Origin of the sequence: Stenotrophomonas maltophilia, assembly GCF_047497515.2 — a bacterium.
Classification (GTDB): Bacteria; Pseudomonadota; Gammaproteobacteria; order Xanthomonadales; family Xanthomonadaceae; genus Stenotrophomonas.
The window spans coordinates 1-24,633 of record NZ_JAXAXL020000021.1 but is presented as its reverse complement, the minus strand read 5'-3'; the positions used below and the strand labels follow the sequence as shown (position 1 = coordinate 24,633).

The window sequence follows — 24,633 nt, the reverse complement described above, 5'->3', positions numbered from 1 at the left end:
GGTGCCTGCGCCGGAAAAACGACAGTGCCTTCACGGGCGAAGGACACACAAAAAAAGGGCGCCGACCTCGCGGCCGGCGCCCTGTTCAGCAGAAGCGATGAATCAACGGCCGATGCCGGCGCAGGTGCTGGCGTTGCCCAGACCGGTGGCCGGGGTGGCCGAGATCAGGTTGTTGGCAACGGCTTCACGCCAGGTCTGGGTCAGCGGGATGAAACCATGCGCACGCACGGCACCATCGTTATTGCCATCGACGCCCAGGTTGTAGTGCTTTTCCAGGAAGGTGCGCACGGCCTGGCGCTGCGGCAGGGTGCGGTAGCACTGTGCGAACAGCAGGTTGGTGTAACCGGCGATCGGGTAGCCGGCGGTCGGGTTGGTGAACACCGGCACCCACTTGGCCGGGTTGGAGATGTCGGCACCGGTCGGCGGAGCGATGGTGTTCAGGGTGGCGGCGACGCTCACTTCATCCGGCGAGAAGCCCTTCACCTTGGCAATCTTGGTCGCGTCCTGCAGGTTCGGGACCACGTCCGGGCCGACATAGCCGATGGCGCCGGCAACCTGGTAGACACGGTTGTACAGCGAGGTGCCGCCGGTGGCCGGGGCTGCTTCCAGGAAGGCCGGCAGGGCGTTGTTGCTATCGCGGGTGAACAGATCGGCGAAGGTCGACTTGACCTGGAACTTGCCGCCGACCAGGCGGGTGGCGCTCAGGTCTTCGTTGACGCAGGCGGCGGTCAGGAAGCGGGTCAGCAGCTCGCTGGTGCCGCTGCTTTCACCGCGGTAGATGACCTTGATGGCGCCGCTGCGGGCGCTGTCCAGCTGCGACCAGTCGTTGATCTTGCCCGAGAACACGCCGCAGATCTTGGCCACGTCCAGGTTCAGATCACCACCGGCCTTGTTGTACGGCACGGTGACCGAGGTGGCGACCGACGGCAGCTGCAGCACCGGGCCGAGCGTGCCAGCCAGCGCCGAGTTGTTGTAGTTGGTGATCTCGGTGCTGCTCAGGACCGAGTCGCTGCCAGCGAAATGCACGTTGCCGGTGCCGTTGGTGATGAACAGGCCGATGGTGTTCTCGAGGAACGCCTTCTTGCCGGTACCCGAGCCGGTGACGGCGTAGCTGAAGTTGGCCGGCAGGATGCTGTCGGTCGAGCCCTTGTACAGATCGGCCGGCAGCGAGGCGCCACCACCGTTGATGAGGGACTGCTGGGCCGAAGCGGTACCGGCGGTGGCGAGCAGCGCGGTGGCAACCAGCGCGGCCAGGGTCTTGTACTTGTTCATGATCTTCTCCTGAAGGGTTTACTGCGAAGGGAAACACCAAGGGAGGAACGGTCACTACACGCCTGCTGCCGCCGAGGGCCTCCCAGCCCACTCTGCGGCGACGTGGCTATGCCGGTCCGTGCCGATGACAGGCCGCTTAAGAAACCTGTGGAAGATCAAGAAAAGGTGTGGAGGATTGTGTGGAGAAATCCAGGCATCCGTAGATCCACGCCATGCGTGGATGGATCACCCGCCATGCAGCATTTACGACGTATCCACGCATGGCGTGGATCTACTGCACCAGCTGGTTCATTTCCATGATCGGCATCAGTACCGCCAGCACGATCGTCAGCACCACACCGCCCATCACCAGGATCATGGTCGGCTCCAGCAGCGCGGTCAGCGCCATCGCACGACGCTCGATCTCGCGCGAGATCGTCTGCGCGGCGCGATCCAGCAGCGGTGCCAGCGAGCCGGTCTTCTCGCCGCTTGCCACCAGATGCACCAGGATCGGTGGATACACCTTCTGTACCTTCAATGCAGAACCCAACGCGGCGCCTTCGCGTACCCGCGCGGATACATCGTCGGCGCAGCGTGCCAGCAGTGCATTTCCCAACGTCTGCCGCGCCGCCTCCAGGGCACGCAGCAGCGGCACGCCGGCATCGAGCAGGATCGCCAGCGTCGAGGCAAAGCGCGCACTGTTCACGCCCAGCACGAAACGCCCGACCATCGGCACTCGCAGCAGCATCGCATCCCAGCGCAGGCGCAGCTCTGGCCGGCGAAGTGCAAGCCGCCACGCCACCACCAGCGCGCCAACGCCCAGCGCCACCCAAACGCCCCAACTGCGTACGAACGCGCTGGCAGCCAGCATCACCTGGGTCAGCATCGGCAGCGTCTGCCGCGCCTGCACGAACGCGGTCACCACCTGCGGCACCACGTAGCTGAGCAGGAAGATCACGATCGCCACCGATACCAGGCTGATTGCCGCCGGGTAGATGAACGCCGTCAACACCTTGGCCTGCAGTGCATTGCGTTCTTCGATGTAGTCGGCCAAGCGCTCCATCACGCGGGCGAGGTCACCGGAGTCTTCGCCCGCACCGACCAGCGCACGGTAGATCGGCGGAAAATCGCGCGGCCGTGCCGCCAGTGCCACCGTCAACCGCTGGCCCGCACGAACGTCGGCCCGTACCGCGGTGAGCGCCTGCGCGACATGCGGGCGCTCGGCCTGCTCGATCACCGCACTCAAGGCGCCTTCCAGCGGCAGACTGGCAGCGAGCAGGCTGGCCAGCTGGCGCGTCGCCCAGGCCAGTTCGCTGGCCGACAGCCGGCGTGCACCCCAGCCACGTCCCGCAGTGCGGGCCGCACCCACCTGGACGGGGGTCAGCCCGCGCCCGCGCAGCAGCTGCCGCGCACCACGCTCGCTCTCGGCATCCAACTGCCCCTTATCGATGCGTCCCTGCGCGTTGGCAGCCTGATAGTCGAACAGTGCCATCGTCGCCTCACGCGTCGCCGGTGACGCGCAGGATCTCTTCCAGCGTGGTCACGCCGCTGTCGACCCAACGCTGGCCATCCTCGCGCAGGTTGCGCATGCCCGCTCGCCGCGCTGCTTCACGCAACGCAGGCTCACCCTGCCCTTCATGGATCAGTGCACGCACGCGGTCGTCCACCACGAACAGCTCGTGGATGCCGGTGCGTCCGCGATAGCCGCTGTTCGCGCACGCTGGGCAACCGACCGCGCGCCAGACGGTGTGGCCTTCGCCGTCCACCTCCGCACGCCGGCACTGGGTGCACAGCCGCCGCACCAGCCGTTGCGCCAGGACGCCGCGCAGCGACGAAGCCAGCAGGAACGGCTCCACCCCCATGTCGGCCAATCGGGTCACCGCCGAGATCGCGTCATTGGTGTGCAACGACGCCAGCACGCCGTGCCCGGTCAGCGACGACTGCACGGCGATCTGCGCGGTTTCCAGGTCACGGATCTCGCCGATCATGATGGTGTCCGGGTCCTGGCGCAGGATCGCGCGCAGCGCGGTGCCGAAACTCATGCCGATACGCGCATTGACCTGGATCTGGCCGATGCCAGCGAAGTCGTACTCCACCGGGTCTTCCACGGTGAGGATGTTGCTGGTGCTGCTGTCGAGCTGACCCAATGCTGCATACAGCGAGGTGGTCTTGCCGCTACCGGTCGGGCCGGTCACCAGCACGATGCCGTGCGGTTGCCGGATCAGGCTGGTGAAGGTCGCCAGCGTGTCATCGGCCATGCCGAGGCGCTGCAGCTGCAGGCGGCCGGCATCTTTCTCCAGCAGTCGCAGCACGGCACGCTCACCGTGACCGGTCGGCACTGTGGACACACGGATGTCCAGCGGCCGCCCGCCGACGCGGATCGCGATGCGGCCGTCCTGCGGCAAGCGCTTCTCGGCGATGTCCAGGTGCGCCATGATCTTGATGCGTGACACCAGTGCTGCGTGCAATGCGCGGCGAGGCTGCACCATGTCGCGCAGGGTGCCATCCACCCGGTAGCGCACCACCGAATGGGTCTCGAACGGCTCGATGTGCAGATCGCTCGCGCCATCCCGCGCGGCCTGCGCCAGCAGCGCGTTGATCATGCGGATCACTGGCGCATCATCCTGGGCATCGAGCAGATCGGTGACTTCCGGCATGTCCTGCATCAGCCGGTCCAGATCCACTTCGCTTTCGGCAGCACCGACCACGGCCGCGGCATCGCCACCGTCACGGTATTGTTCGCCCAGCCGTTGCTGCCATGCGGCGGCATCCAGTGCCTGGAACGGCAGTGGGCCATGCCGGCGGCGCAATTCGGCCACCGCCCACGCGGCGGTTTCGGCGGTGCCCAGCAACACCGGCTCGCCGCCCGCCTCGGCCAGCATCACGCCATGGCTGCGCACCCAGGCATACGGCAACGGCGGGGTCGCGCTCACGGCCCGATCACCAGTTCCGGCGTGTAGCCCAGCCCGCGCAACTGCTGCAGCGCCGGGTCCAGTTTCGCCGGATCACGTGGCAGGCGTACGCGCAGGCGCTGGCCAGCCTCGCCCGGCGTCGCCTCGGCGTAGGCCTGCAGCCCCAACGCCCGCACCTGCGCCACGCCCTGGCTGGCACGCGCCGGGTCCAGCCCCTGCGCGAACTGCACCAGCTGCGCATCGCCCTCGCCGGACGGATACAGCGCCGCCAGGCTGTTGTTCTGCAGCGGCTGGCCCTGGCCATCGCGCGCATTGCCCTGGCCGAGTACAGACAGGTCCTGCGGTGGCAGCTGCGGCGCCGACAGCGGCGGCAACGCCCAGCTCTGCACCGGCTGCGCGCCGGCCTGCGCGTTGCGCATGTAGTCGTAGCGGTCACGGGTCAGACGCTGCCCGGCCGCCGGATCGCGCACCACGTGCGGGCGCAGGAACACCATCAGGTTGGTCTTGGCGCGCTTGCGCGTATCGCTGCGGAACAGCGCCCCCAGCACCGGGATCTTTCCCAGCCCCGGCACCGCATCGCGGCCATGGCTGACGCTGTCTTCCAGCAACCCACCGAGCACCATGATCTGGCCATCATCGAGCAGCACGCTGGTGTCCAGCGCACGCTTGTTGGTGATGATGCCGGCCGTGCTGTTCGCGCTCTGCGCATCGATGCTGCTGACTTCCTGGTAGATGTCCAGCTTCACCGTGCCACCTTCGGAGATCTGTGGGCGCACGCGCAGCTTCAGCCCCACGTCCTCGCGCACGATGGTCTGGAACGGGTTGTTGCTGCCGCCCCCGCCATCGGTCACGTAACGACCGCTGACGAACGGCACGGTCTGGCCGACCATGATGCTGGCCGCTTCGTTGTCCAGCGTCATCAGGTTGGGCGTGGACAGGATATTGGCGCCGCCCTTGCTCTGCAGCGCGTTGGCCAGCGCTTTCATGTTGAGGATCTGGCCAATGCCCGGCAGGTTGATGGTGCCATCGATGACGCCGATGTTCAGGCCATCCTTGGGCAGCACGTCCAGGGTGGTGCGCGCGGCGGTGTTCAGGCCACTGCCGCCGGTGGCACCGCCGAAATGGGTACCGCCGAAGGTCCGCCCATTGCCCAGCATCCATTGCACGCCCAGTTCGACCGCGTCGGTCTGGTTGACCTCCACGATCAGGCTCTCCACCAGCACCTGCGCACGACGCTGGTCGAGCTGGTCGATCACCCGCCGCAGATTGCGGTATACCGGCTCTGGCGCCGAGATCAGCAGCGTATTGGTGGCCACGTCTGCCTGGACCGAGACGCCGTTCTGGCTGAAGCCGGTGCCGCCAGCGTCGATCGGGTCGCGGCGGTTCGGGTCAAGCCGCTGTGACTCCAGCGCGTTGCCACCGGTCTTCGCCTGTTGCGTCTGCCCCTGCGACGGCTGCGGCGGCGTGCTGCGGTTGGCGTCACCGGGCAGTGGCGTGATGCCGTCGCTGCTGCCCATCGCCGGCGCATCACTCTGCCCCGCGACGACGCCGCGCAGCACGCCGGCCAGCTGATTGGCCTGGGCATTGCGCAGGTAGACCACGTGCAGGTTGCCGGACTCGTCCTGCGCTCGATCCAGCTTCTCGACCAGCTGCCGCGCCAGGCGCGTGCGGCCTGGGCTGCTGGAACGCAACAGCACGCTGTTGCTGCGCGGGTCGGCCATGACCACCACCTTCTGGCCGGGTTCTGCGCCCTGCGCGTCCAGCAGCGGCGCGACCATCGCTGCCACGTCCACGGCAATGCCCTGTTGCAGCTTGACCACGTCGGTATCCATTCCGGCCGGGGTGTCCACGCTGGCGATCACCCGCGCGATGCGCTCCAGGTTGTCAGCGTAGTCGGTGATCACCAGGGTGTTGTTGCCCGGGTTGGCGGTGATCGGATTGTCCGGGCTGATCATCGGCCGCAGCACGGCTACCAGTGCGGCGGCGTTTTCGTAGCGCAGCGCGAAGGTCCGCGTGGTCACCTCGCCACCGGCACCTCCAGTACCCACGCGGCCACCGAGCAGCTTGGCATCGGCCTGCGGCACCACCCGGCTCACGCCGCCGTTCTCGACCACGGCGAAGCCACGCATGCGCAGCGCGCCCAGCAGCAGCTGGTAGGCCTGGGTACGACTGACCGGACCCTCGGAGACCACGGTCATCTTGCCGGTCACCCGCGGGTCGACCAGGAACTGGCGTCCGGTGAAGCGCGCTGCCATGCGCAGCACGCCGCCGATATCGGTATCGACCAGATTCAACTGCACCGGTTCATCGCGAGCGTCCTGCGCCAGCGCCGGAGCCGGCAGATGGGCCACGCCCACCAGCAGCGCCAGCGCACCCCTACACGCGAGGCTGCGCATCGCCCTCATCGACGGCCACCCGCGGCGAGCGCCATCACGATGTGTCCGGAAATCCGTGCCGCTGGCATGTTCGCATCCCCTGTGCGTGTCAGTTGCAGCTGCTGGAGCTCGATGGCCGGATCGGCCAGCAGCGGCAGCAGCCAGTTCCATAGCGCGTCGGCGGGCACGGCCTGCACCTGCAGGTGCCAGCGCCCGTCGCGCAGTTCAATGTGCATTGCGTCGGCGAGGCCGGCCACCTTGGCCTGCGTGCGCAGCGCGTCCAGCGTCGGCTGCTGTCCCTGGGCCTGGCGCTGGCGCTCGCGGGCGCGCAGCAGCGGCGCCAGCGCGCGGGCCTGCGCCTGCAACCGCGGCAACTCGGCCTGCCAATGGCGACGCTGCTTCAACAGCGGCTCCAGCCAGAACGACCACAGGCCGGCCAACAGCAGCGCAAGCACCATCACCGCCAGCATCGATCGGTCGCGCGGCGGCAGGCGCTGCCAACGCTGCTGCATGCCGGACACGCGCTCGCCGAGGCGCAGGCCGCCGCTCACTGCCCTGCCCCGCTGACGCGCAGGCGTCCACCGGGCGCAAGCACCAGCTGAAGGCCCTGGCCCTGTGCGGCCTGCTGCCACTGTTCCAGGCGCTGTGCGTCTTCGGCCATTGACTGCGTATCGGCATCCAGCTCCAGTTCCAGTTGCCCTGACTCATAGCTCAGGCTGCGCACCTGCCCGCCCAGTTCCGGGATCGCCCGCAGCGTGCTGGCCACCTGCCGTTGTACGGCAGGCAGGGGTGGCGCCGGCAGGGGTACTGCCAAAGCGCGTCGCGCCTGCAGTACCGGGTCGACCACATCGGTGATCTCCGGGAAATGCGCGCTGAACTGCCGTGCCATGTCCTGCTGCAAGGCCTCACCTTCGCTACGCCAGCGCGAGACCTGCAGCTGCAGGCCCAGCGCTGCCAGCAACACCGCCGCCAACGCCAGGCCGATCGCCAGGCGTGGCGCCTGCCTGCTTCGGCCCGGCAGTGGCAACGACCACGCTGGCAGGGGACCACAGGCCTGCAGTTCACGCGCGACCACGGTTGCCGGCAGCGTCTCCGGCCACGCCGACGGCACGCTGTCGATCCATTGCACGGCGTGCACCCCGGCGTGCTGCAGCCGCGCCGCCAGTGACTGCAGCACCGCCCCCGTATCGCGCCCCCCGCACCACTGCACGAAACCCCGATCGCGGCCGCTGCGTACCAGCAGGTGCTCGCCGTCAGCCTGCAGCGTTGCGTGGCCGTCCTGCCACGGCAGCAGCAGCGGGGTCGGATACAACGCTTGCAACCGCAGGCCACACGATGCGAGCAACCGCTGGGCCTGCACGATCGCCTGCTGGCCGAGCCATGCCGCCGGCACCGTGCCGTCCGCAGCCTGGCTTCCATGCGCCAGTGCGACCTCCTGCAGGTCATCCAGCAGCATCGCCTCCACTTCGCCCTGCAATGCGGCCTGCAGCCTGCGCCCCGACAGCGGCGGCAGCTGCAGCTCCAGCAGGATCAGGTCCTGCGGGTCAAGGCAGGCCAGCACCTCGGCCTGCGGGTGATGCTGGCCCAGCACAGCCAACGCCTCGCAGCCGTGAGCCAGCACCCTACCCTTGTGCACGTGCGCCCACTCGACCGCACTGTCGGCGCGCAGGCGTTCCAGCACCGGCAGGCGAACCCTCAGCTGCACCCTCATGCACCGATCCTCGTCCACACACGCTGCACGCGCACACTGTCATCGCGATACTCACGCCAGATCAGCGCCCTGAAGTCGACCACACTGCCATCGGCCTGCACCTGCCCGACGGCGAGGAACCATTCGCTATGGATGCCAAGCGGCACTCCCGCCATCTGGGTGTTGCTCAGTTGGAGGCGATTGGCGATGTCGCCGCGGTTGAGCAGCCAATGGCCACCGTCGCGCTCACCGATGACCGCCCGCAGGCGATCCGGCTCGACAGTGGGAGTGACCGCCTGCAGCACGCTGATGTCACTGGTGTTGGCATTGACCAGGGTCTGCGCCGGCAGCACCACGGTGCGCCGTGCCAGCGCCTGCACGGCCACGGGATCAGCGCCCGCGAAGGCCTGCTCGATCAGCGATTCGCGCGGAAGCGGCGCCTGTGCCTGGAGGTCGCCATCACGCAGGCGCAGCTGGATATGGTCCGCAGCGGACGCGCAGGCACCCTGTCCCAGCCCTTGCCCGGCACACAGCGCGATGAACGCGCGTCGTGCGTCCGGATCCGGTTTGCCATAGGCCAGCAGGTTGCGCAGGTTGAACATCGATTGCGCGTCGACCAGCTGCAGCTGCACCGGCAGTGGCGCCTGCAGCTGCAAGGGGCGCGACCAGCGCCCACCGCGCACCGTGGTCAGCTGCTCGCGTACATCCTCGCGCAGCTGCTGCGCCGCGCGTTCCAGGGTGGCGTCCACGGCCATGCGCACCTGCGCGCGCAACTGCTCACCCCGCAGCGCACGCAGCTGCGCCGACTGGCGGGTCAGCAGCGCGGTAGCGATCACCGCCACCAACGCCACCACCAGCATGGCCACGATCACCGCCATGCCGCGTTGGCGGGCGTACGAAACCGAACGCATCCGGGCGGCCATCGGCGTGCCTCACAGCTGCCAAGAGCCGATGTCTGCGTTCCCGGCGTCGCCGCCGGGCTTGCTGTCCGCACCCAGCGAGAACACGTCGATATCACCGTGGGTGCCGGGAATCTGGTACTGGTACGGATGGCCCCAGGGATCATTGGGCAGGCGGTCGAGGTACGGCACGGCGGGCATCGCTCCTGACCCTTGCGGAGGCTTCACCAGTACCTGCAGGCCCTGGTCGGCACTGGGATAACGGCCGGTATCCAGCTTGTACAGCTTCAATGCCTGCATCAACGCGGCAATGTCCTGGCGTGCTGCCACCACGCGCGCCTGGTCCGGGCGATCCATCAGCCGCGGCACGATCAACGCGGCAAGGATGCCGATGATCACCACCACCACCATGATCTCGATCAAGCTGAAACCCTGCTGCCGAGCCCTGCGACCGCCAACCTGCCTTGCCATTGTTCCGCCCTCGTCATCCTGGAAGAGACCGCTGCGCCATGGTCAGCGGTGCATGTGTCAGTACGATAAACATCCGCCTGCAATTCGCTGCGCCTGCAATGGCAGCCGCAGCGTAGATGCAGAGGGCATTCCTGCAGCCTCAAGCAGGTTCAGCGGCAGCCTGCACAGTGTTTCTTCGATGCAGGACCGCAGCGGCGGCAGCACGCAGGCCTGCAGCAGGTGCGCGCACTGCAGCGGCGACCACGCCGTGCCGTGATCGAGACCGATGAACTGCCGATAGGCCTGGTGGTAGCGCAGGTCGTCATGCAGCCGCTGTGCACTGGTGATGCCGCGCATCGCCAGCAGCAGCGCTGCGCGTTGCAGCATTCGCATATCGCCTGCGTCCAGTGGCAGCAGCGCCGCGGCGGATTCGGGCCAGGGGCGCAGCTGTGGGTCCAACACCCGGCGCAGCATCAGCAGCGGATGGGCACTGCTGTCGAGTGCGGCCCAGCGCGCAGCGTCGACCCAGGCATCGCTGGACAGCAGCCAGACCCAGGAATGCCCGTAGCGCTGCACGTTCAACGGCGCGTGCCGTGCCTGTTCCAGAGACTGGCTCAGGTGGCGATCGAGCTCGAGCATGCTGATCCTGCGACTGTCTGCCATCGGCAACGCCTGCACTCCGCGACGCGAGGTGCGTCGTACTCTGGAGAAGACGTCAGCGGCGCAGGTGAAACGACAGCGCGAATGCATCCATGTGCACTGCGTAGCGCTTCATCATCAACGTCACCGCAGCGTCATATGCCTGCAGGCTTCCCGCTCCAGTTGCGGGACCTCGCCGCCGCAGCGCCGTGCCAGCACCGCTACGTCGCCGCGCTGCGCGAAGGCCACCAGCGCATCGGTCATGCCCACGTCATCCAGCCATGACGCCATCGCAACGCGCAACGCAGGCAGCTGCCAGCCCTCCATCAGCCCTTGCTCGCCGGCCACGAACCAGTGCCATAGGCGATGGTCCCGCACCTGTTCGTGCAGCTGCTGCAGGTCGGCAACCCCGAACATGGCCACCAGCAGCAGCGCCCGTGCCAGCGCCGCGTCGGGCAGCGCGCCCGCCTCGGGTAGTGGCAGTGCCTGCCGCTGCAGGCGCAGCAGCATCGCCAGCGGGTGCGAGTGCGGATCGAACTCCAGCAGCACCGCCTGCCGTTGCCACTGTGCGTCGGATACCACGCACACCCACGGCGACCCATAACGGTGCACCATCAACGGCCGTTGCTGGGTGGTTTCCAGCAACGCCGACAGATTGCGGCGCAGATCCAGCACGCCGATGGTCTCGTTGCGCATCCTTGGCCTCCCCTTGCTGTCAGCCGCAGCGCACGTCGCGCACGGCCAGCGCCTTCATCTATCCAAGGACGGCAATGCCGCCCGGAAAGCGACGCAGGTCCAGCGACATCGTCAACCGCAGCTGCTCCAACGCAGCGTCCGGGTCATCGATGCCGAAGCGGCCGCTGACCGGCGCGCGCGCCAGTGCCGACTCGCCCAGCAGTACCTTGCCGCGGCGGTAGCGGTTGATCTCGTCCACCACCTCGCGCAGCGGTGCACGACGAAACACCAGCATGCCCTCGGTCCAGGCACTCACTTCGGACGCCACGGCCTCGGCGACCACGCCACTGAGGCGCTCGTCATAACGGGTCTGCTGCCCGGCCTGCAGCTGCAACCGCCCCTGCGGGTGCTCGATGCGGGCACTGCCGTGCAGGCAGGTCACCCGTACCTGGCCGTTGGTATTGCGTACGTCCAGCCGCACCGCGCCCTCGTCGGCGATCACGCAGCCCGGCCCGGCGAACACCGCCAGGCGCAGGCCGGCCTGGGTTTCAATCGCGGCCTGGCCCTGTACCAGTTCGAAGCCTGCGCCCTGTGCGTCGGCGCGGCGGCGCAGGCTGCTCTGCGTATCCAGGTCGATCTTCAGCTGCGGCAGCGGCGCGATCTGCAGCCGTTCACCGGTGCCGGTATGGAAATCGGCCGCCATCGCCGTGACCGATGGCCACAGCCCGAGCGGCGGCCGGACTGCCGCGGCGACGACCAGGCAGGCCGGTGCGGCAACCGCCGCACCGAGGAACGCTCGCCGGCTCCAGCGTTGTACCGGGGTAGGCGCGAGCGGCTGGCGCTCGGCGGCCGGCACCTGTGCACCCGCCAGTCGCACCTGATCCCATTGCCGGCGCGCACGCGCGAAGGCCTCGCGATGGCGGGCATCGGCCTCGCACCATGCGCGGAATGCACCGGCGTCGGCAGCGGTCGCCTCGCCCGAGGTCAGCCGCACCACCCACGCGTGCGCCTGACGCTCGACGGCATCCAGCGGGCGTTGCGGGTGATCGTCAGGATCCATGGGGGCTCATGCCGGACCCGCACGCTGCGGGGTTCTGCTCGGCGTCAAAGTGTAGACGGATGGCGCCGCTCAGAACCGCACCTGGCGCCCCTGCCCACTGCGCTCGGCCAGATAATCCTGGGCGGCCTTCAGCTCGCGCTGCACCAGCCGCAGCGACACGCCCAGGTGATCGGCTACGTCGCGTTGCTGCAGGCCATCGACGCGGATCGCCAGCAGGATGCGGCGGCGGCGCTCCGGCATGCGCTGCAGCAGCCCGACCATGTCTTCCAGCGCGAAGTCCAGCTCGGCCGCCTGCGCCGGGCCGGGCGCCGGATCGGCCATGTCCATCAGCGCGTCCACCTCTTCCAGGCTCAGCAGGCGATGGTCGGCACGCTGGCGGTCGATCACGGTGTTCATCGCCATGCGCATCAGGTACGCCGCGGGGTTCTGCACGGCATCCAGGCGGTCGCGCCGCGCGCTCAGCCGCATCCAGGTGTCCTGCAGCGCATCGCCGGCCAGCTCCTCCGAGCCCAGCTTGCGCACCAGGCGGCGCTTCAGCTCGTCGTAGGCGCCCAACAGATGGTCCATCAGATCAATTGCCCCAGCCGTACCGTTGCTCATGTTCGAATCCTTGAAGTCATGGAAGGGGCGAGCGCCGGCCACAATCGTGGTCGGTGCTGGAAGGACGGATCTGCAGCGTCACCGGCTGCGGCAGTGCGGCGGCCTCGGCCGCCAGCACCAGCGCCTGCAGCGCACGCAGCAGGCGTGCATCACGGCGCACGCTGCCACTGCCGGACAGCAGTTCGGGATCGCGCACCTGGCCCTCGCTGTCAACGCGGAAGCGCAGGGTTGCGGCATAACGGCCGGGTGCAAGGTCGGGGTCGTCACAGAACGCCGCGCGCAGTCGTTGCTGCAGGTCGCCATAGCGGCGCCGGCGCTCGGCATCGGCCAGGTCCCCGTCGGCGGCCTGCTCGACGATGGGCAGCGCCCCTCTGCGCAGTACCACGCGCTGCTCGCCAATCAGCTCGGCCTCGATGCCGGTGTCCTGCAGCAACCCCTGCAACGCCAGCAGCGGCGGCAGGCGCGCGTGCAGTGGATGGCTGCTGCGGCCCGCAGCCAGCTCGCCCGGGTACATCACCGACCACCCGGTGATGACGCTGAAGCGCTCGACGGCCTGCTCCAACGGCTGTGCGGGGATGTCGTAGGCGTGAACCTCGTCGCGCGCGGCAGCGGCAACGGCGAAGGACAGCAGCAGCCATGCGGCGATGGCCAGCTTCCAAGTACTGACTGCATGGTGTCCATTCAGCCCCCTGACGTAGAACACATGACCCTCGGCAGCGACGGCGGCTGCAAGCGGATCAAACCGTACCGGGACCACATGTCATTGCGATGACCGACGCCCACGGCCGACGGCGGGCGCGGCTGCGCGGAGCCCGCTGCGAAGCAACGGGATCCGACCCCGTGCCGACCAAAACGTGTCGACCAAGGTCGACACCCACCAAGAGCAGCTAAGGTCGACACCCGCGAAGAGCAGCTCATGCCGGTCCGACAGATCGCGGGAATCTGTCAGGTGGCGGGGTGGCGGCCGGCACGAGCGCGGGTGCCGGGCACAACCCGGCCAGCCCCCCCTCAAAGCGGCAGCTGGGTGGTCTGCTTGATCCGCTGCATCGGGATCTCGGTCTTGGTGTTCTGCACCCCGGCAATGCGGTTCAGGTGCTGCATCTGGAACTGCCGGTAGGCATCAAGGTCGGCCACCGCCACCCGCAGCAGGAAGTCGCAGTCGCCCGCCATCAGATGGCATTCAAGCACTTCCGGGAATGACTTGATGCTGTTGATGAAGTGATTGGTGGTGTCTTCGTCCTGCCCGCGCAGCCACACCCGCACGAATACCGTGAACCCCCGGCCCACCTTGGCCTCGTTCAGCAACGCCACGTAGCGATCAATGTAACCGCCTTCCTCCAGCAGCCTAACCCGGCGCAGGCAGGCCGACGGCGATAGACCGACCTGACGGGCCAGTTCCAGGTTCTGCAGGCGACCGTCGCGCTGCAGGGCATCGAGAATGCGCCGATCGAGATTGTCGAGCTGGTACTGCATGCAATTCCACCCTGGGCGACACTAGCCGCATGAAATTCCAATCCTCGCTAATCCAGTGGCATCAACGCAACCCGATTTCGCGATCGGACCGCTAGGATGAGCCACCCCACTCAATTGTGTCGTTCCATGGACGCCCGTACCACCCTCCCCCTGCCCGATGCCACCTGCGATACCGCACCCCGTGCCGAATTCCTGCGCGGCCTGCGCGCCGCCGTGCCGGTGATGATCGGCTTCATTCCCTTCGCCCTGGTGCTCGGTGCCCAGGCCGCGCAGAAGGGCCTGACCGCCCTTGAAGTGCCGCTGATGACCGGCCTCAACTTCGCTGGCGGCTCGGAATTCGCCGCGGTCGAACTGTGGACCTCGCCGCCGCATATCGCGCTGATCGTGGCAATCACCGCGCTGGTCAACAGCCGCCACCTGTTGATGGGTGCCAGCCTGGCACCGCTGTTGCAGCACTTGCCGCGCCGCCGGGTGCTGCCGGCACTGTTCTTCATGTGCGACGAGAGCTGGGCGATGGGCGTGGCCGATGCGCGTCGCCGTGCCCTCGGCTTCAGCCTGGCCTACTACCTGGGCGTCTCGGCCGGCCTGTACACGGTCTGGGTGGCCTGCACCGCGCTGGGCGCGATCGTCGGCCCGATGCTGGGTGACATCCACGCCTACGGCTTCGACATGGCCTTCCCCGCCGTGTTCCTGGTGCTGCTGCGCCGCATGTGGCAGGGCATGAAGGCCGCGCGGCCGTGGCTGGTCAGCCTGGGGGTGGCCGCCGCCACCTATCTGCTGGTGCCCGGCGCGTGGTACGTGGCCAGCGGCGCACTGGCCGGCCTCGCCGCCGCCTGGCTGCTGGCGGAGGATGCGGCATGATCTTCAACGGACTGATCCACTGGACCTCGGTGCTGACCATCGTGCTGATGGCCGCCGCCACCTACCTCACCCGCATCATCGGCTTCCTCGCGCTGCGCAACCGCACGCTGAGCAAGCGCGCGGTGACGGTGATGGAGGCTGCACCTGGCTGCGTGCTGATCTCGGTGATCGCACCGGACTTCGTCGCCGACAAGCCGGCCGATCTGGCGGCACTGGCGATCACCCTGCTGGCCGCCACGCGCCTGTCGATGCTGCCGACCGTGCTGATCGGCGTCGTCTCGGCGGGTGTGCTGCGTTACCTGATGGGCTGACGCGCTCGCCCTTTTTGTAGAGCCGAGCCCACGCTCGGCTCCACAGAGATCATCCCTGCGACACCCGGTCGCAGCCCATCACGTCATCCACTTGATCAATGTCAAACCGCCCGCCGCCATGCGGGCGTATTTCTATGCAGGACCCGAACACGCCGGCGTTTCCGGCATCCAAAAGGACCCTGCGATGAGCTACACCCCCGACAACGCCCAGCTTCTCAACGCCATGCAGAACGTCATGGTGATCTCCACCACCGACCTGCAGGGCAACATCACCTACGCCAACGACCTGTTCTGCACGCTTACCGGCTTCGCCCGCGAAGAACTGATCGGACAGCCGCACAGCATCGTGCGCCACCCCGACGTGCCCAAGGCGGTCTACAAGGACATGTGGGACACCATCAAGGCCGGCAAGACCTGGACCGGCATCGTGCCGAACCTGGGCAAGGGCGGCGTGCTCTACGTGGTCGACACCACCGTGCAGCCGCTGTTCGACGCCGAAGGCAACATCACCTCGTACATCAGCATCCGCCGCGTGGTGAACGATCTGATGCAGAACTACGACCTGGTCGAGTTCAGCAAGGAAAAGTTCGACGACTTCTACGAGGCCGCGTGAACGCCGTCCCGACCAGTACGCCGATCAGCCGCCTGCTGGTGGGCTTTGCGTCCGAGTCGGGCAACGCCCGCGCCCTGGCCCAGCGCCTGGGCGCGGACCTGCAGCCGCACGCGCCGCAGGTGCTTCCCTTCAACGACATCGACGTCGCCAGCCTCGGCCACGGCGATGTGCTGCTGGCGATTTCCAGCTCGTTCGGTGACGGCGAGCCGCCGGCCAACGGCGAGCAGTTCTTCGATACCCTGCGCCAGGTCCCCACGCTGAGCGGCCTGCGCTATGCGGTGTTCGGGCTTGGCGATACCGGCTACCCCCGCTTCTGTGGCTTCACCAAGGCCCTGGATGCCGCGCTGAGCGAACGCCAGGCGCAACCGCTGCTGCACCGCGTCGATGCCGATCTCGGCTACGAGCAGTTCTTCCAGCAATGGCGGCCGGTACTTGGCCAGGTACTCGACGGAAACCCCGCCGCCGGCCAGGACCTGCGCCTGCAGGTGACCGCCTACGGCGAAGACAACGCCTTTGCCGCGCGCATCCTTGAACGCCGCCGCCTGAGCAGCAGCGATCCTGCCGCCTGGCATCTGCAGCTGGATATCGCCGGCAGCGGCATGGCCTACCGCGCGGGCGATACCCTGTACGTGGTACCAGAGAACGATCCCGCACTGTTGCAGGGGCTGGCCAACTGGTACGGCGACGCCGGCGCCGTGGCCACCCTGCAGGACCGCGAGCTGCGCCTGATGGGCAAGAACGTGCTGCGCGAACTGGCCCGGCTGGGCGGCAGCGAAACCTTGAAGGGCCTGCTGAAGGTCAGCCAGAAGCGTGAACTGGAGGCGTACCTGCACGGCCTGGACCTGCTGGACGTGCTGCAGGATCACGCCACCCCGGACAGCGTGCCGCTGGCCCGACTGCGCGAGCTGCTGTCACCGCGCCTGCCGCGTGCCTATTCGATTGCCTCGCACCCCTGCGATGAACAGCTCAGCCTGTGCGTGCGCGAAGTGCGCTACACCCTGCGCGGCCGCGAGCGCCTCGGCACTGCCACCGGCAGCCTGCTGCATGGTGGCGGCCACGCGCGCGTGTACTGCCGCTCCAATCCGGGCTTCCATCTGCCCGATACCGGCGAAGCGCCGCTGCTGCTGGTCGGTACCGGCACCGGCATTGCGCCGCTGATGGGCCTGATGCAGGAACTGCAGGCGACCGCCTGCGAACGTGAAGTGCACCTGGTGTTCGGCGAGAAGCACCGTGAGCACGACTACCTCTATCGCGAGCAGCTGCAGGACTGGCACGCGCGCGGCGCACTGGCTGGCCTGCATACGGCGTTCTCGCGCGATGGCGCCGACAAGGTCTATGTGCAGCATGTGCTGCAGCAGCGTGCCAGCGAAGTGCGCGATGTGCTGGCCCGTGGCGGGCATCTGTACCTGTGCGGCAACAAGCGCCACCTGGAAGGCGCGGTGCGCGAGGCCATCGATGCCATCGGTGGCGAAGGGCACTGGGACGCGCTGCGAGGCGAAGGCCGCACGCACTGCGAGCTGTATTGATCCATTCCGCTGGACTGCACGAACGCTGGATGGGTAGCGCCGGCCGTTGGCCGGCTGCGCTTCGCATCATGAAGCTGCCGGCCAGCGGCCGGCACTACCCAAACCGCGCTACATCGGCACCCCGACGATCACGCTTGAGGCCTTGAACAGCACCGTTGCCGTACTGCCTTCGCGCAGCTCCAGCGCTGCGGTGCTGGTACGGGTGATCACCGCCACCACGCTGCAGCCATGGCCGATGTCCACCACCACCTCATCGTTCACCGCGCCCTCGGTGAGCCGTTCCACCGTGCCGCTGAACTGGTTGCGTGCCGAATAGCGCCCCTCCCCCTGCGCGACGATCACCGACGAGGCCTTCACCAGCGCATAGGCCGGCACGCCCACCGCCAGCCCCAATGCTTCCACGCTGCCATGGGTGATCGTGGCCACCAGCGCCAGGCCCGGCGCCACCTCGATCTGCACTTCGTCGTTGACCGCACCGGTGGCCAGCGCGCTGACCCGGCCATGGAACTGGTTGCGTGCACTGGTGATCATGCCGATTCTCCGGATCAGGGCCAGATCCTCGTCCAGCCCGGGGGTGGCCTGCAGCGACTGCAGGAAGGTGCGGTGCGCGCGCTCGACCTCTTCGAAGCGGGTGATCAGCTGGTGGCCACGCTCGGTCAGCTGCGCACCGCCTCCGCCACGGCCGCCTACACTGCGCACGACCAGCGGCTCGCCGGCGGCGGTGTTCATCGCATCCACCGCATCCCAGGCGTTCTTGTAGGTCATGCCCATGCGCTTGGCCGCCTGGCTGATCGAGCCACAGGCATCGATCAGGCCCAGCAGCGCGAAGCGCCCGCGCCCCCCCACGCTCTGCCCGGCAATGCTCAGCCACAGGTTGCCCTGCAGTTCCAACGGTGGCCCGGCCTCGCTCATCGTGCTCGTTTTCCTGCGTTGCGCGCGAGCGGCCAGTGTACGGCGTCGCTCCCCTGCACCGGGCTTGATATCGATCAAGGTGGCCGCGCCGGCCGGCGCCGAGAATCCCCGGGTCGGTCATCAAGTTGACCCCTGCCAACCGTTATATCATCTTGGATATAACGAACCCGAGGACTCGCGAGGATGCGTACCTGTCGTTTCGTTCTACCCCTGTCTGCCCTGCTGCTGCCGCTGGCCGCCACCGCGGCCGACACCGCCTCGCCGCCGCCGATATTCACCCTGGGCACCATCGACGTGCATGCCCAACGCGGCACCTCGCCCACCGTGGCCGAACGCAGCCTCGACGCCGAGCGCATCCAGCAGCTGGACCGCAACACGGTCGGTGATGCGGTCAGCGTGCTGCCGGGCGTGAGCCTGGCGCGCAACTCGCGCAACGAGGACATGGTCTACCTGCGCGGCTTCGATGCCCGCCAGGTGCCAGTGTTCCTCGACGGCATCCCGCTCTACGTGCCCTATGACGGCTACGTGGATTTCGGCCGCTTCACCACCTTCGACCTGGCCGAGATCCAGGTTGCCAGCGGCGCGGCCTCGCTGCTGTACGGGCCGAACATCCTGGGCGGTGCGATCAACCTGGTCAGCCGCCGTCCCGAGCGCCCGCTGGAAGGTGATGTGCGCCTGGGCATCGCCGACGGTGGCGAGCGCAAGGCGGCGGTCAATCTTGGTGGCCGCCGCGGCGACTGGTACTTCCAGCTGGGCGCATCGATCCTGAAGGCCGATGACTTCCCGCTGCCGAAGGGCTTCGTCGATTACAAGCGGGTGCCCACCGACACCGGCAAGGATCGCCGCAACGCGTCGCGCGACGATCGCCGCCTGTCGTTCAAGCTGGGCTATACCCCACGCGAGGGCGACGAGTATGCGATCGGCTACGCGCGCCAGGATGGCGAAAAGGACAACCCGGTCTACACCGGCACCGCGCGCAGCGGCATCCGCTACTGGCGCTGGCCGTGGTGGGACAAGGACAGCCTGTACTTCATCGGCAACACCCGCCTGGGCGAGCACACCACGCTGCGCACCCGCGTCTACCGCGATACCTATGGCAACGGCCTGGACGCCTACACCGACGGCACCTACCAGGTGGCGATGGACAACAGCAGCTTCCCCAGCATCTACGATGACCGCACCGTGGGCGGCTCGGTGACCCTGGCCACGAGGGCGCTGCCGCGCCAGGAACTGCAGTTCGCGATCCACTACAAGGAAGACCAGCACAGCGAACGCAACCCGCACTCGCCGACCAAGGACTTCCGTGATGTCACTACGTCCGTGGCGATCGAGGACCGCATCGCACTGACCGATACCTCGCACCTGCGCGTGGGTATCGGCCATGACCGGCGCGACGCCAAGCGCGTGTACTTCTGGCCGACCGGCAGCACCGATGCCACCAACGCGGTACTGGAGTACGTGCAGCAGCTGGCGCCGGACCAGCAGTGGTACGCCAGCGTGGCGCGGCGCACGCGCTTCCCGACCATCAAGGACCGCTACTCGGCGCGCATGGGCGCGGCCCTGCCCAACCCGGACCTGAAGCCCGAGCACGCCACCCACTTCGAAGTGGGCCTGCGTGGCCGCTGGTGGGAAGGCGGCCAGCTGCAGGCGTCCCTGTTCCAGAGCCGCATCGATGACCTGATCCAGAACGCGGTCGTGGCATCGCGCGAGTGCGGCGGCAGCACCTGCAACCAGGCGCAGAACATCGGCAAGGCCCGCCACCAGGGTGTGGAACTGGGCCTGCGCCAGCGCATCGGCGACGACTGGGACCTGCAGGCCAGCTACACCTGGCTGCGCCGCACCAACCTGCAGGACCGCAACGTGGCCCTGCTCGACAGCCCGCGCCAGCGGCTGTTCATGGCGGTGGGCTGGCAGCTGCTGCCGCAGTGGAAGCTGCAGGCCACGCTGGAAGCCGAACAGGGCCGCAAGGTCAGCTACGCCGACGCGGCGCGACCGGTACGTGCGCTGCCCGGCTACGGCATCACCGGCCTGAAGGCCAGCTGGAGCCCGCGCGAGGCTTGGGATTTCGATCTCGGCGTGCGCAATATCGGTGACAGATGGTACGAACTGGCCGACGGCTACCCGATGCCGGGGCGTACCTGGTTCGCCAATGCCAACTGGAGGTTCTGAGCATGACCGCGTCCTCGACACCGCGCATCGCAGCGATCGTGCATGACCACAGCGGCGAGCCCGATGGACTGCTGGCCGCCTTCGCCGCGCGCCAGCTGGCCGCCGGACATCGCGTGCGCGGGCTGGTGCACCTGCCGCACGAGCCTGCGGCCAACGGCGGCAAGCGCATGGCGCTGATGGATGTGACCGATCCCGCGTCACGCTACCCGATCAGCCAGGCGCTGGGCCCGGCCTCGTGTGGCTGCAACCTCGACCCGGGCGGCATCGCCGATGCCAGCGTGGTGCTGCGCCGGGCGCTGCAGGACCACGCCGAGCTGGCCATCGCCAACCGCTTCGGCACGCTGGAATCTGAAGGAGGCGGCATGGCCGATGAGCTGCTGGCGCTGATGCTGGCGGGCATCCCCCTGCTGACCGCAGTGAAGCTGCCCTACCTCGACGCATGGCGGCAGTTCACCGGCGGCATGGCCACTGAACTGCCCGCCGATGACGCGGCACTGCAAGCCTGGTGGGATGCCTGCCGCACCGCACCGGACGCGGCCGCATGAGGCGGCGCGCCCTGCTGCAGGCGTTCGCGCTGGCGCCCCTGCTGGCCGCCAGTGTCGAAGTGCTCGCGATGCCGGCGCAGCGCGTGCTGCGGCTGGGCGCACCGAAGGCCACGCCCAGGCGCGTGTTCGCGGCCGGTCCGCCCGCCGCGGTGCTGCTGGCTGCGGTGGCGCCCGAGCGCCTGCTGGGGTGGCCGATGAAGGTCTCGCCCGACGCGCTGGCGCAGCTGCCGGCGGTCGTGCGCACATTGCCGGTGGTCGGCCGCGTGGCCGGGCGCGGCAGTACGGTCAGCCTCGAGCGCCTGCTCGCGATGCAGCCGGACCTGGTGCTGGATGCAGGAGATTTCGACGCCAGCTATCGCGACTCGGCCGAACGGGTGTGGAAGCAGACCGCCATTCCCTTCGAGCTGATTGCCGGGCGCTTGCCTGATCATCCAGCGCAGCTGCGCCACGTCGGCAGGTTGCTTGGCGTGGCCGCACGCGGCGAAGCCTTGGCGCAGGCAGCCGAAGCGCAGTTGGCGCTGGTCCGCGATGTGCTGGCGGCGCGTACGGAGGTGGCGCGGCCCAGCGTGTACTACGGGCGCGGCAGCGATGGCCTGGAAAGCGGCCTGTCCGGCTCGATCAATACCGAGGTGATCGAGTTCTGTGGCGGGCGCAATGTGGCGGCCACTGCCGGCGCCGGTGGCCTGGCCCGCGTCTCGTTCGAACAACTGCTGGCCTGGGACCCGGACGTGATCCTGACCCAGGATGCCGGCTTCGCTGCACATGCTGCACAGGACCCACGCTGGCGCGCACTGCGCGCGGTGCGCGAGGGGCGCCTGCACTGCGCACCGGTGCTGCCGTTCGGTTGGCTGGATGGTCCGCCCGGTATCAACCGCCTGCCCGGCCTGCCATGGCTGTTGTCCAGGCTGCATCCCGGCGCGACGCCCGCGCTGGCACCTGCCGCCCTGCGCGGCCGCATCAGCGCGCTGCATCAGCTGCTGTGGGGCCAGCCATTTCCCGCCGCGCTTGCGCGCAGCCTGCAGGCGAACGCCTGAGCATGCGCACGCTTCCACGTTGGGCCTGGCATGCCGGTGGCTGGAGCCTGCTGCTGGCGATGCTGCTTCTGGCGTTCTCGGTCGGCCAGTTTCCGGTGCAACCGGCGGCACTGCTGCACGCTATCGGCTGGCAACTGTTCGGCATCGGTGATTCCCCCGCGCCTGCGGTGCAGGCGGCACTCTGGCACATCCGCCTGCCGCGCGTGCTGGCCGCCGTCCTGATCGGCGCGGTGCTGTCCGCCGCTGGCGCGGCCTACCAGGCCATGTTCCGCAATCCGCTGGTGTCGCCGGACATCCTCGGCGTTTCCGCGGGCGCGGGTCTTGGCGCGTCGCTGGGCCTGTTCCTCGGCCTGCCGATGCTGCTGGTGCAGGGCATCGCCTTTGCCGGCGGCCTGGGCGCGGTCGGCCTGGTCTGCCTGGTGGCGGCGCTGGTGCGGCGGCACGATCCGGTATTGGTGCTGGTGCTGGCCGGTGTCGCGGTGTCGGCGCTGCTCGGTGCCGGCATCTCGCTGTTGAAACTGCTGGCTGATCCGTACACGCAGTTGCCGTCGATCACCTTCTGGCTGCTGGGCGGATTGAACGCGGTGGTCATCGACGACCTCAAGGTCACCGCGCCATTGCTGCTGATCGGGCTGTTGCCGCTGGTGCTGCTGCGCTGGCGGGTGAACCTGCTCGGCCTCGGCGACGAGGAGGCCCGCGCGCTGGGCGTAGCGGTCACGCCGCTGCGCTGGACACTGATCGCCGCGGCCACGCTGTGCACGGCGGCCGCGGTGTCGCTGGCCGGCATCATCGGCTGGGTGGGGCTGGTGGTTCCGCACATCGCGCGGTTGCTGGTCGGCGCCGACTTCCGCCGCCTGTTGCCGGCCAGCCTGCTGCTCGGCGCCAGCTTCCTGCTCGCGGCCGATACGCTGGCGCGTACCCTGGCGCCGATCGAGCTGCCGCTCGGCATCCTCACCGCGTTTGTCGGCGTGCCCTGCTTCCTGCTGGTGCTGGCACGCAGCGAGCGTCGGCCATGAGCGGGACGGCACCGTTGCTGGAAGCGCGCGAACTGGTCATCGGCCATGCCGGCGTGGCATTGGGTGCGCCGTTCGCGTTGTCGGTATACCCCGGTGAGGTGCTGTGCCTGCTTGGCCCGAACGGCTGTGGCAAGACCACCCTGTTCCGCACCCTGCTTGGCCTGCTGCCCGCCGTGCGCGGCGAGGTGGATCTGCAGGGAACGCCGCTGCGCGCGCATGACCGCGCCGCCATCGCTCGCCGCATCGGCTATGTCCCGCAGGCCTCACCCATGCCCTTTGCCTGGCGCGTGCGCGAGGTGGTGGCGATGGGGCGTGCCGCGCACCTGGGCCTGCTGGCTGCTCCCGGTCGCGCCGACGAGGCCATCGCCGGGCAGTGCCTACGCGAACTGGGGCTGCATGCGCTCGCCGAACGCACGGTGACCACGCTCAGTGGCGGCGAGCGTCAGCTGGTGCTGATCGCGCGTGCGCTGGCCCAGCAGGCACACCTGCTGGTGATGGACGAGCCCACCGCCAGCCTCGACTTCGGCAACCAGCTGCGCATCCTCGATACCGTGCGTCGCCTGGCCGACCGTGGCATCGGCGTGCTGCTGTCCACCCATCAACCGCAGCACGCGCTGCAGGTTGCCGACCGCATCGCACTGATGGCGGCGGGCAGCGTGCAGGCGCTGGGCGCTGCGCACGAGATCGCCACCCCCGAACGCCTCGCCACCCTGTATGGCGTCGATGCGGCACGCGTCGCTGCCGCCCTGCCCGCTTCTGGATCTTCCATATGAGTACACCGCTCCCCACCCCGATCGACCATGCCGCGCGCTATCGCCAGCACCTGCTGGCCTGTGGTTTCCAGGCCAAGCCGGCCAGTGCCTGGGATACGCGCGCCGCGCAGGCCAGCTGGAAGCGCCGCCACGACGACTACAGCGATGCCTTCCTGTCCCGCCTTGATCTGGGGCGTGTGGCCACGGTGCTGGATGTCGGCTGCGGGCCCGGCCTGTTGAGCCTGCCCATCGCTGCACAGGTGCAGCACGTGCATGCCCTGGACTACAGCAGCGGCATGCTCGACGGTCTGCGCGCCGCGATCGCACGCGAAGATGCCAGCAACATTACGCCGTGGCAGCTGTCGTGGACCGATGACTGGCACGCCGTGCTGCGTTGCGACCTTGCCATTGCCTCGCGTTCACTGATGGTGCCGGACCTCGAGGCAGCGCTGCGCAGGCTGGACGCGCACGCCCGCCAGCGCGCCTGCATCACCTTCGCCACCGGCCCGCGTGCCGGCGTGCCCGAGCTGGCCGAGCTGCTCGGCCGCGAGTGGGTGCCCATGCCCGACCACCGCTACCCGATCAACATGCTGCTGGACATGGGCCGGGAGCCGCAGGTGGATTACCTGCCCGAATCGGTGCGCGACGTCGCACAGGACGCCGACGGCCTGGTGCGCCAGGCCGTGGAGCTGTTCGGTGCGCTGGATGCGGATGAGGAAGCCCGCGTGCGCGCGTGGCATGCACGCTCGCCGCAGCATCGTTTCGGCATGGCGCCGACACGACGCTGGGCGTTCATCCAGTGGGCGACCAACGGTTGAACGGGTAGCGCCGGCCGCTGGCCGGCTGTTCTGCGTTCCGTGGTTGCCGGCC

Annotated in this window: 25 protein-coding genes; 10 read left to right on the top strand and 15 right to left on the bottom strand. The window is 68.5% G+C overall.

The window, feature by feature from the left end; translation table 11 throughout:
* Window positions 1-102: 102 nt before the first annotated feature.
* The 14 genes from ACMZPQ_RS20460 to ACMZPQ_RS20395 all read right to left on the bottom strand — a co-directional run bounded on the left by ACMZPQ_RS20460 (window position 103) and on the right by ACMZPQ_RS20395 (window position 14,024).
* Window positions 103-1,272, bottom strand: coding sequence for a substrate-binding domain-containing protein (locus ACMZPQ_RS20460; RefSeq protein WP_197580552.1), 1,170 nt, complete (start codon window positions 1,270-1,272; stop codon window positions 103-105).
* Window positions 1,273-1,543: 271 nt separating this feature from the next.
* Window positions 1,544-2,743, bottom strand: coding sequence for a type II secretion system inner membrane protein GspF (gspF, locus tag ACMZPQ_RS20455; RefSeq protein ID WP_197580553.1), 1,200 nt, complete (start codon window positions 2,741-2,743; stop codon window positions 1,544-1,546).
* Between the two features lie 7 nt (window positions 2,744-2,750).
* On the bottom strand, window positions 2,751-4,184 hold the full coding sequence (gene gspE, locus ACMZPQ_RS20450; RefSeq protein ID WP_197580554.1) for a type II secretion system ATPase GspE: 1,434 nt from the start codon (window positions 4,182-4,184) through the stop codon (window positions 2,751-2,753).
* Entirely contained in the window at window positions 4,181-6,568 is a 2,388-nt protein-coding gene (gene gspD / locus ACMZPQ_RS20445; protein WP_197580555.1) for a type II secretion system secretin GspD, read from the bottom strand. The genes gspE and gspD overlap by 4 nt, the downstream gene beginning before the upstream one ends.
* Entirely contained in the window at window positions 6,565-7,050 is a 486-nt protein-coding gene (gene gspM, locus ACMZPQ_RS20440) for a type II secretion system protein GspM (RefSeq protein WP_197580576.1), read from the bottom strand. The genes gspD and gspM overlap by 4 nt, the downstream gene beginning before the upstream one ends.
* Window positions 7,051-7,085: 35 nt before the next feature.
* Window positions 7,086-8,249 carry a type II secretion system protein GspL gene (gene gspL / locus ACMZPQ_RS20435; RefSeq protein ID WP_197580556.1) on the bottom strand — a complete coding sequence of 388 codons (1,164 nt, stop codon included), beginning with the start codon at window positions 8,247-8,249 and terminating at the stop codon, window positions 7,086-7,088.
* On the bottom strand, window positions 8,246-9,151 hold the full coding sequence (gene gspK, locus ACMZPQ_RS20430; RefSeq protein ID WP_197580557.1) for a type II secretion system minor pseudopilin GspK: 906 nt from the start codon (window positions 9,149-9,151) through the stop codon (window positions 8,246-8,248). The genes gspL and gspK overlap by 4 nt, the downstream gene beginning before the upstream one ends.
* 9 nt (window positions 9,152-9,160) lie before the next feature.
* On the bottom strand, window positions 9,161-9,598 hold the full coding sequence (gene gspG, locus ACMZPQ_RS20425; protein ID WP_197580558.1) for a type II secretion system major pseudopilin GspG: 438 nt from the start codon (window positions 9,596-9,598) through the stop codon (window positions 9,161-9,163).
* 57 nt (window positions 9,599-9,655) lie between these two features.
* Window positions 9,656-10,216: a hypothetical protein gene (locus ACMZPQ_RS20420; protein ID WP_312647632.1), complete on the bottom strand. Its 561-nt coding sequence runs from the start codon at window positions 10,214-10,216 to the stop codon at window positions 9,656-9,658.
* A gap of 144 nt (window positions 10,217-10,360) precedes the next feature.
* Window positions 10,361-10,912 (bottom strand): hypothetical protein, encoded by a 552-nt coding sequence (locus tag ACMZPQ_RS20415; RefSeq protein ID WP_197580560.1) that lies wholly within the window; start codon window positions 10,910-10,912, stop codon window positions 10,361-10,363.
* 58 nt (window positions 10,913-10,970) lie between these two features.
* Window positions 10,971-11,951 carry a FecR family protein gene (locus ACMZPQ_RS20410; protein ID WP_197580561.1) on the bottom strand — a complete coding sequence of 327 codons (981 nt, stop codon included), beginning with the start codon at window positions 11,949-11,951 and terminating at the stop codon, window positions 10,971-10,973.
* 69 nt (window positions 11,952-12,020) lie between these two features.
* Window positions 12,021-12,551, bottom strand: coding sequence for an RNA polymerase sigma factor (locus ACMZPQ_RS20405; RefSeq protein ID WP_197580562.1), 531 nt, complete (start codon window positions 12,549-12,551; stop codon window positions 12,021-12,023).
* A gap of 16 nt (window positions 12,552-12,567) precedes the next feature.
* Window positions 12,568-13,254 (bottom strand): STN domain-containing protein, encoded by a 687-nt coding sequence (locus ACMZPQ_RS20400; protein WP_197580563.1) that lies wholly within the window; start codon window positions 13,252-13,254, stop codon window positions 12,568-12,570.
* Between the two features lie 305 nt (window positions 13,255-13,559).
* Window positions 13,560-14,024 (bottom strand): Lrp/AsnC family transcriptional regulator, encoded by a 465-nt coding sequence (locus ACMZPQ_RS20395; RefSeq protein WP_005409896.1) that lies wholly within the window; start codon window positions 14,022-14,024, stop codon window positions 13,560-13,562.
* Between the two features lie 126 nt (window positions 14,025-14,150).
* Between ACMZPQ_RS20395 and ACMZPQ_RS20390 the strand changes: the two genes are divergently transcribed.
* The 4 genes from ACMZPQ_RS20390 to ACMZPQ_RS20375 all read left to right on the top strand — a co-directional run bounded on the left by ACMZPQ_RS20390 (window position 14,151) and on the right by ACMZPQ_RS20375 (window position 17,335).
* Window positions 14,151-14,885: an AzlC family ABC transporter permease gene (locus tag ACMZPQ_RS20390; protein WP_414486005.1), complete on the top strand. Its 735-nt coding sequence runs from the start codon at window positions 14,151-14,153 to the stop codon at window positions 14,883-14,885.
* A complete protein-coding gene (locus ACMZPQ_RS20385) occupies window positions 14,882-15,196 on the top strand; it encodes an AzlD family protein (RefSeq protein WP_032128129.1) in 315 nt (104 codons plus the stop codon). Before ACMZPQ_RS20390 ends, ACMZPQ_RS20385 begins: the two co-directional genes overlap by 4 nt.
* 184 nt (window positions 15,197-15,380) lie before the next feature.
* Window positions 15,381-15,809, top strand: a complete 429-nt coding sequence (locus ACMZPQ_RS20380; protein WP_032128130.1) for a PAS domain-containing protein — start codon at window positions 15,381-15,383, stop codon at window positions 15,807-15,809.
* Entirely contained in the window at window positions 15,806-17,335 is a 1,530-nt protein-coding gene (locus ACMZPQ_RS20375) for a flavodoxin domain-containing protein (RefSeq protein ID WP_197580565.1), read from the top strand. Before ACMZPQ_RS20380 ends, ACMZPQ_RS20375 begins: the two co-directional genes overlap by 4 nt.
* 108 nt (window positions 17,336-17,443) lie before the next feature.
* Here the strand turns inward: ACMZPQ_RS20375 and ACMZPQ_RS20370 are convergent, their stop codons facing one another.
* On the bottom strand, window positions 17,444-18,247 hold the full coding sequence (locus ACMZPQ_RS20370) for a TOBE domain-containing protein (RefSeq protein WP_197580566.1): 804 nt from the start codon (window positions 18,245-18,247) through the stop codon (window positions 17,444-17,446).
* A gap of 183 nt (window positions 18,248-18,430) precedes the next feature.
* Between ACMZPQ_RS20370 and ACMZPQ_RS20365 the strand changes: the two genes are divergently transcribed.
* The 6 genes from ACMZPQ_RS20365 to ACMZPQ_RS20340 are packed head-to-tail and all read left to right on the top strand — an operon-like array spanning window position 18,431 to window position 24,581.
* Window positions 18,431-20,416, top strand: a complete 1,986-nt coding sequence (locus ACMZPQ_RS20365) for a TonB-dependent receptor domain-containing protein (RefSeq protein WP_197580567.1) — start codon at window positions 18,431-18,433, stop codon at window positions 20,414-20,416.
* 2 nt (window positions 20,417-20,418) lie between these two features.
* On the top strand, window positions 20,419-20,961 hold the full coding sequence (locus ACMZPQ_RS20360) for a DUF2478 domain-containing protein (protein WP_197580568.1): 543 nt from the start codon (window positions 20,419-20,421) through the stop codon (window positions 20,959-20,961).
* Window positions 20,958-21,995, top strand: a complete 1,038-nt coding sequence (locus ACMZPQ_RS20355) for an ABC transporter substrate-binding protein (RefSeq protein ID WP_197580569.1) — start codon at window positions 20,958-20,960, stop codon at window positions 21,993-21,995. Before ACMZPQ_RS20360 ends, ACMZPQ_RS20355 begins: the two co-directional genes overlap by 4 nt.
* A 2-nt stretch (window positions 21,996-21,997) precedes the next feature.
* Entirely contained in the window at window positions 21,998-23,011 is a 1,014-nt protein-coding gene (locus ACMZPQ_RS20350; protein WP_197580570.1) for a FecCD family ABC transporter permease, read from the top strand.
* On the top strand, window positions 23,008-23,784 hold the full coding sequence (locus tag ACMZPQ_RS20345; protein WP_197580571.1) for an ABC transporter ATP-binding protein: 777 nt from the start codon (window positions 23,008-23,010) through the stop codon (window positions 23,782-23,784). The genes ACMZPQ_RS20350 and ACMZPQ_RS20345 overlap by 4 nt, the downstream gene beginning before the upstream one ends.
* Window positions 23,781-24,581, top strand: coding sequence for a class I SAM-dependent methyltransferase (locus tag ACMZPQ_RS20340; RefSeq protein ID WP_197580572.1), 801 nt, complete (start codon window positions 23,781-23,783; stop codon window positions 24,579-24,581). Before ACMZPQ_RS20345 ends, ACMZPQ_RS20340 begins: the two co-directional genes overlap by 4 nt.
* Window positions 24,582-24,633: the final 52 nt, after the last annotated feature.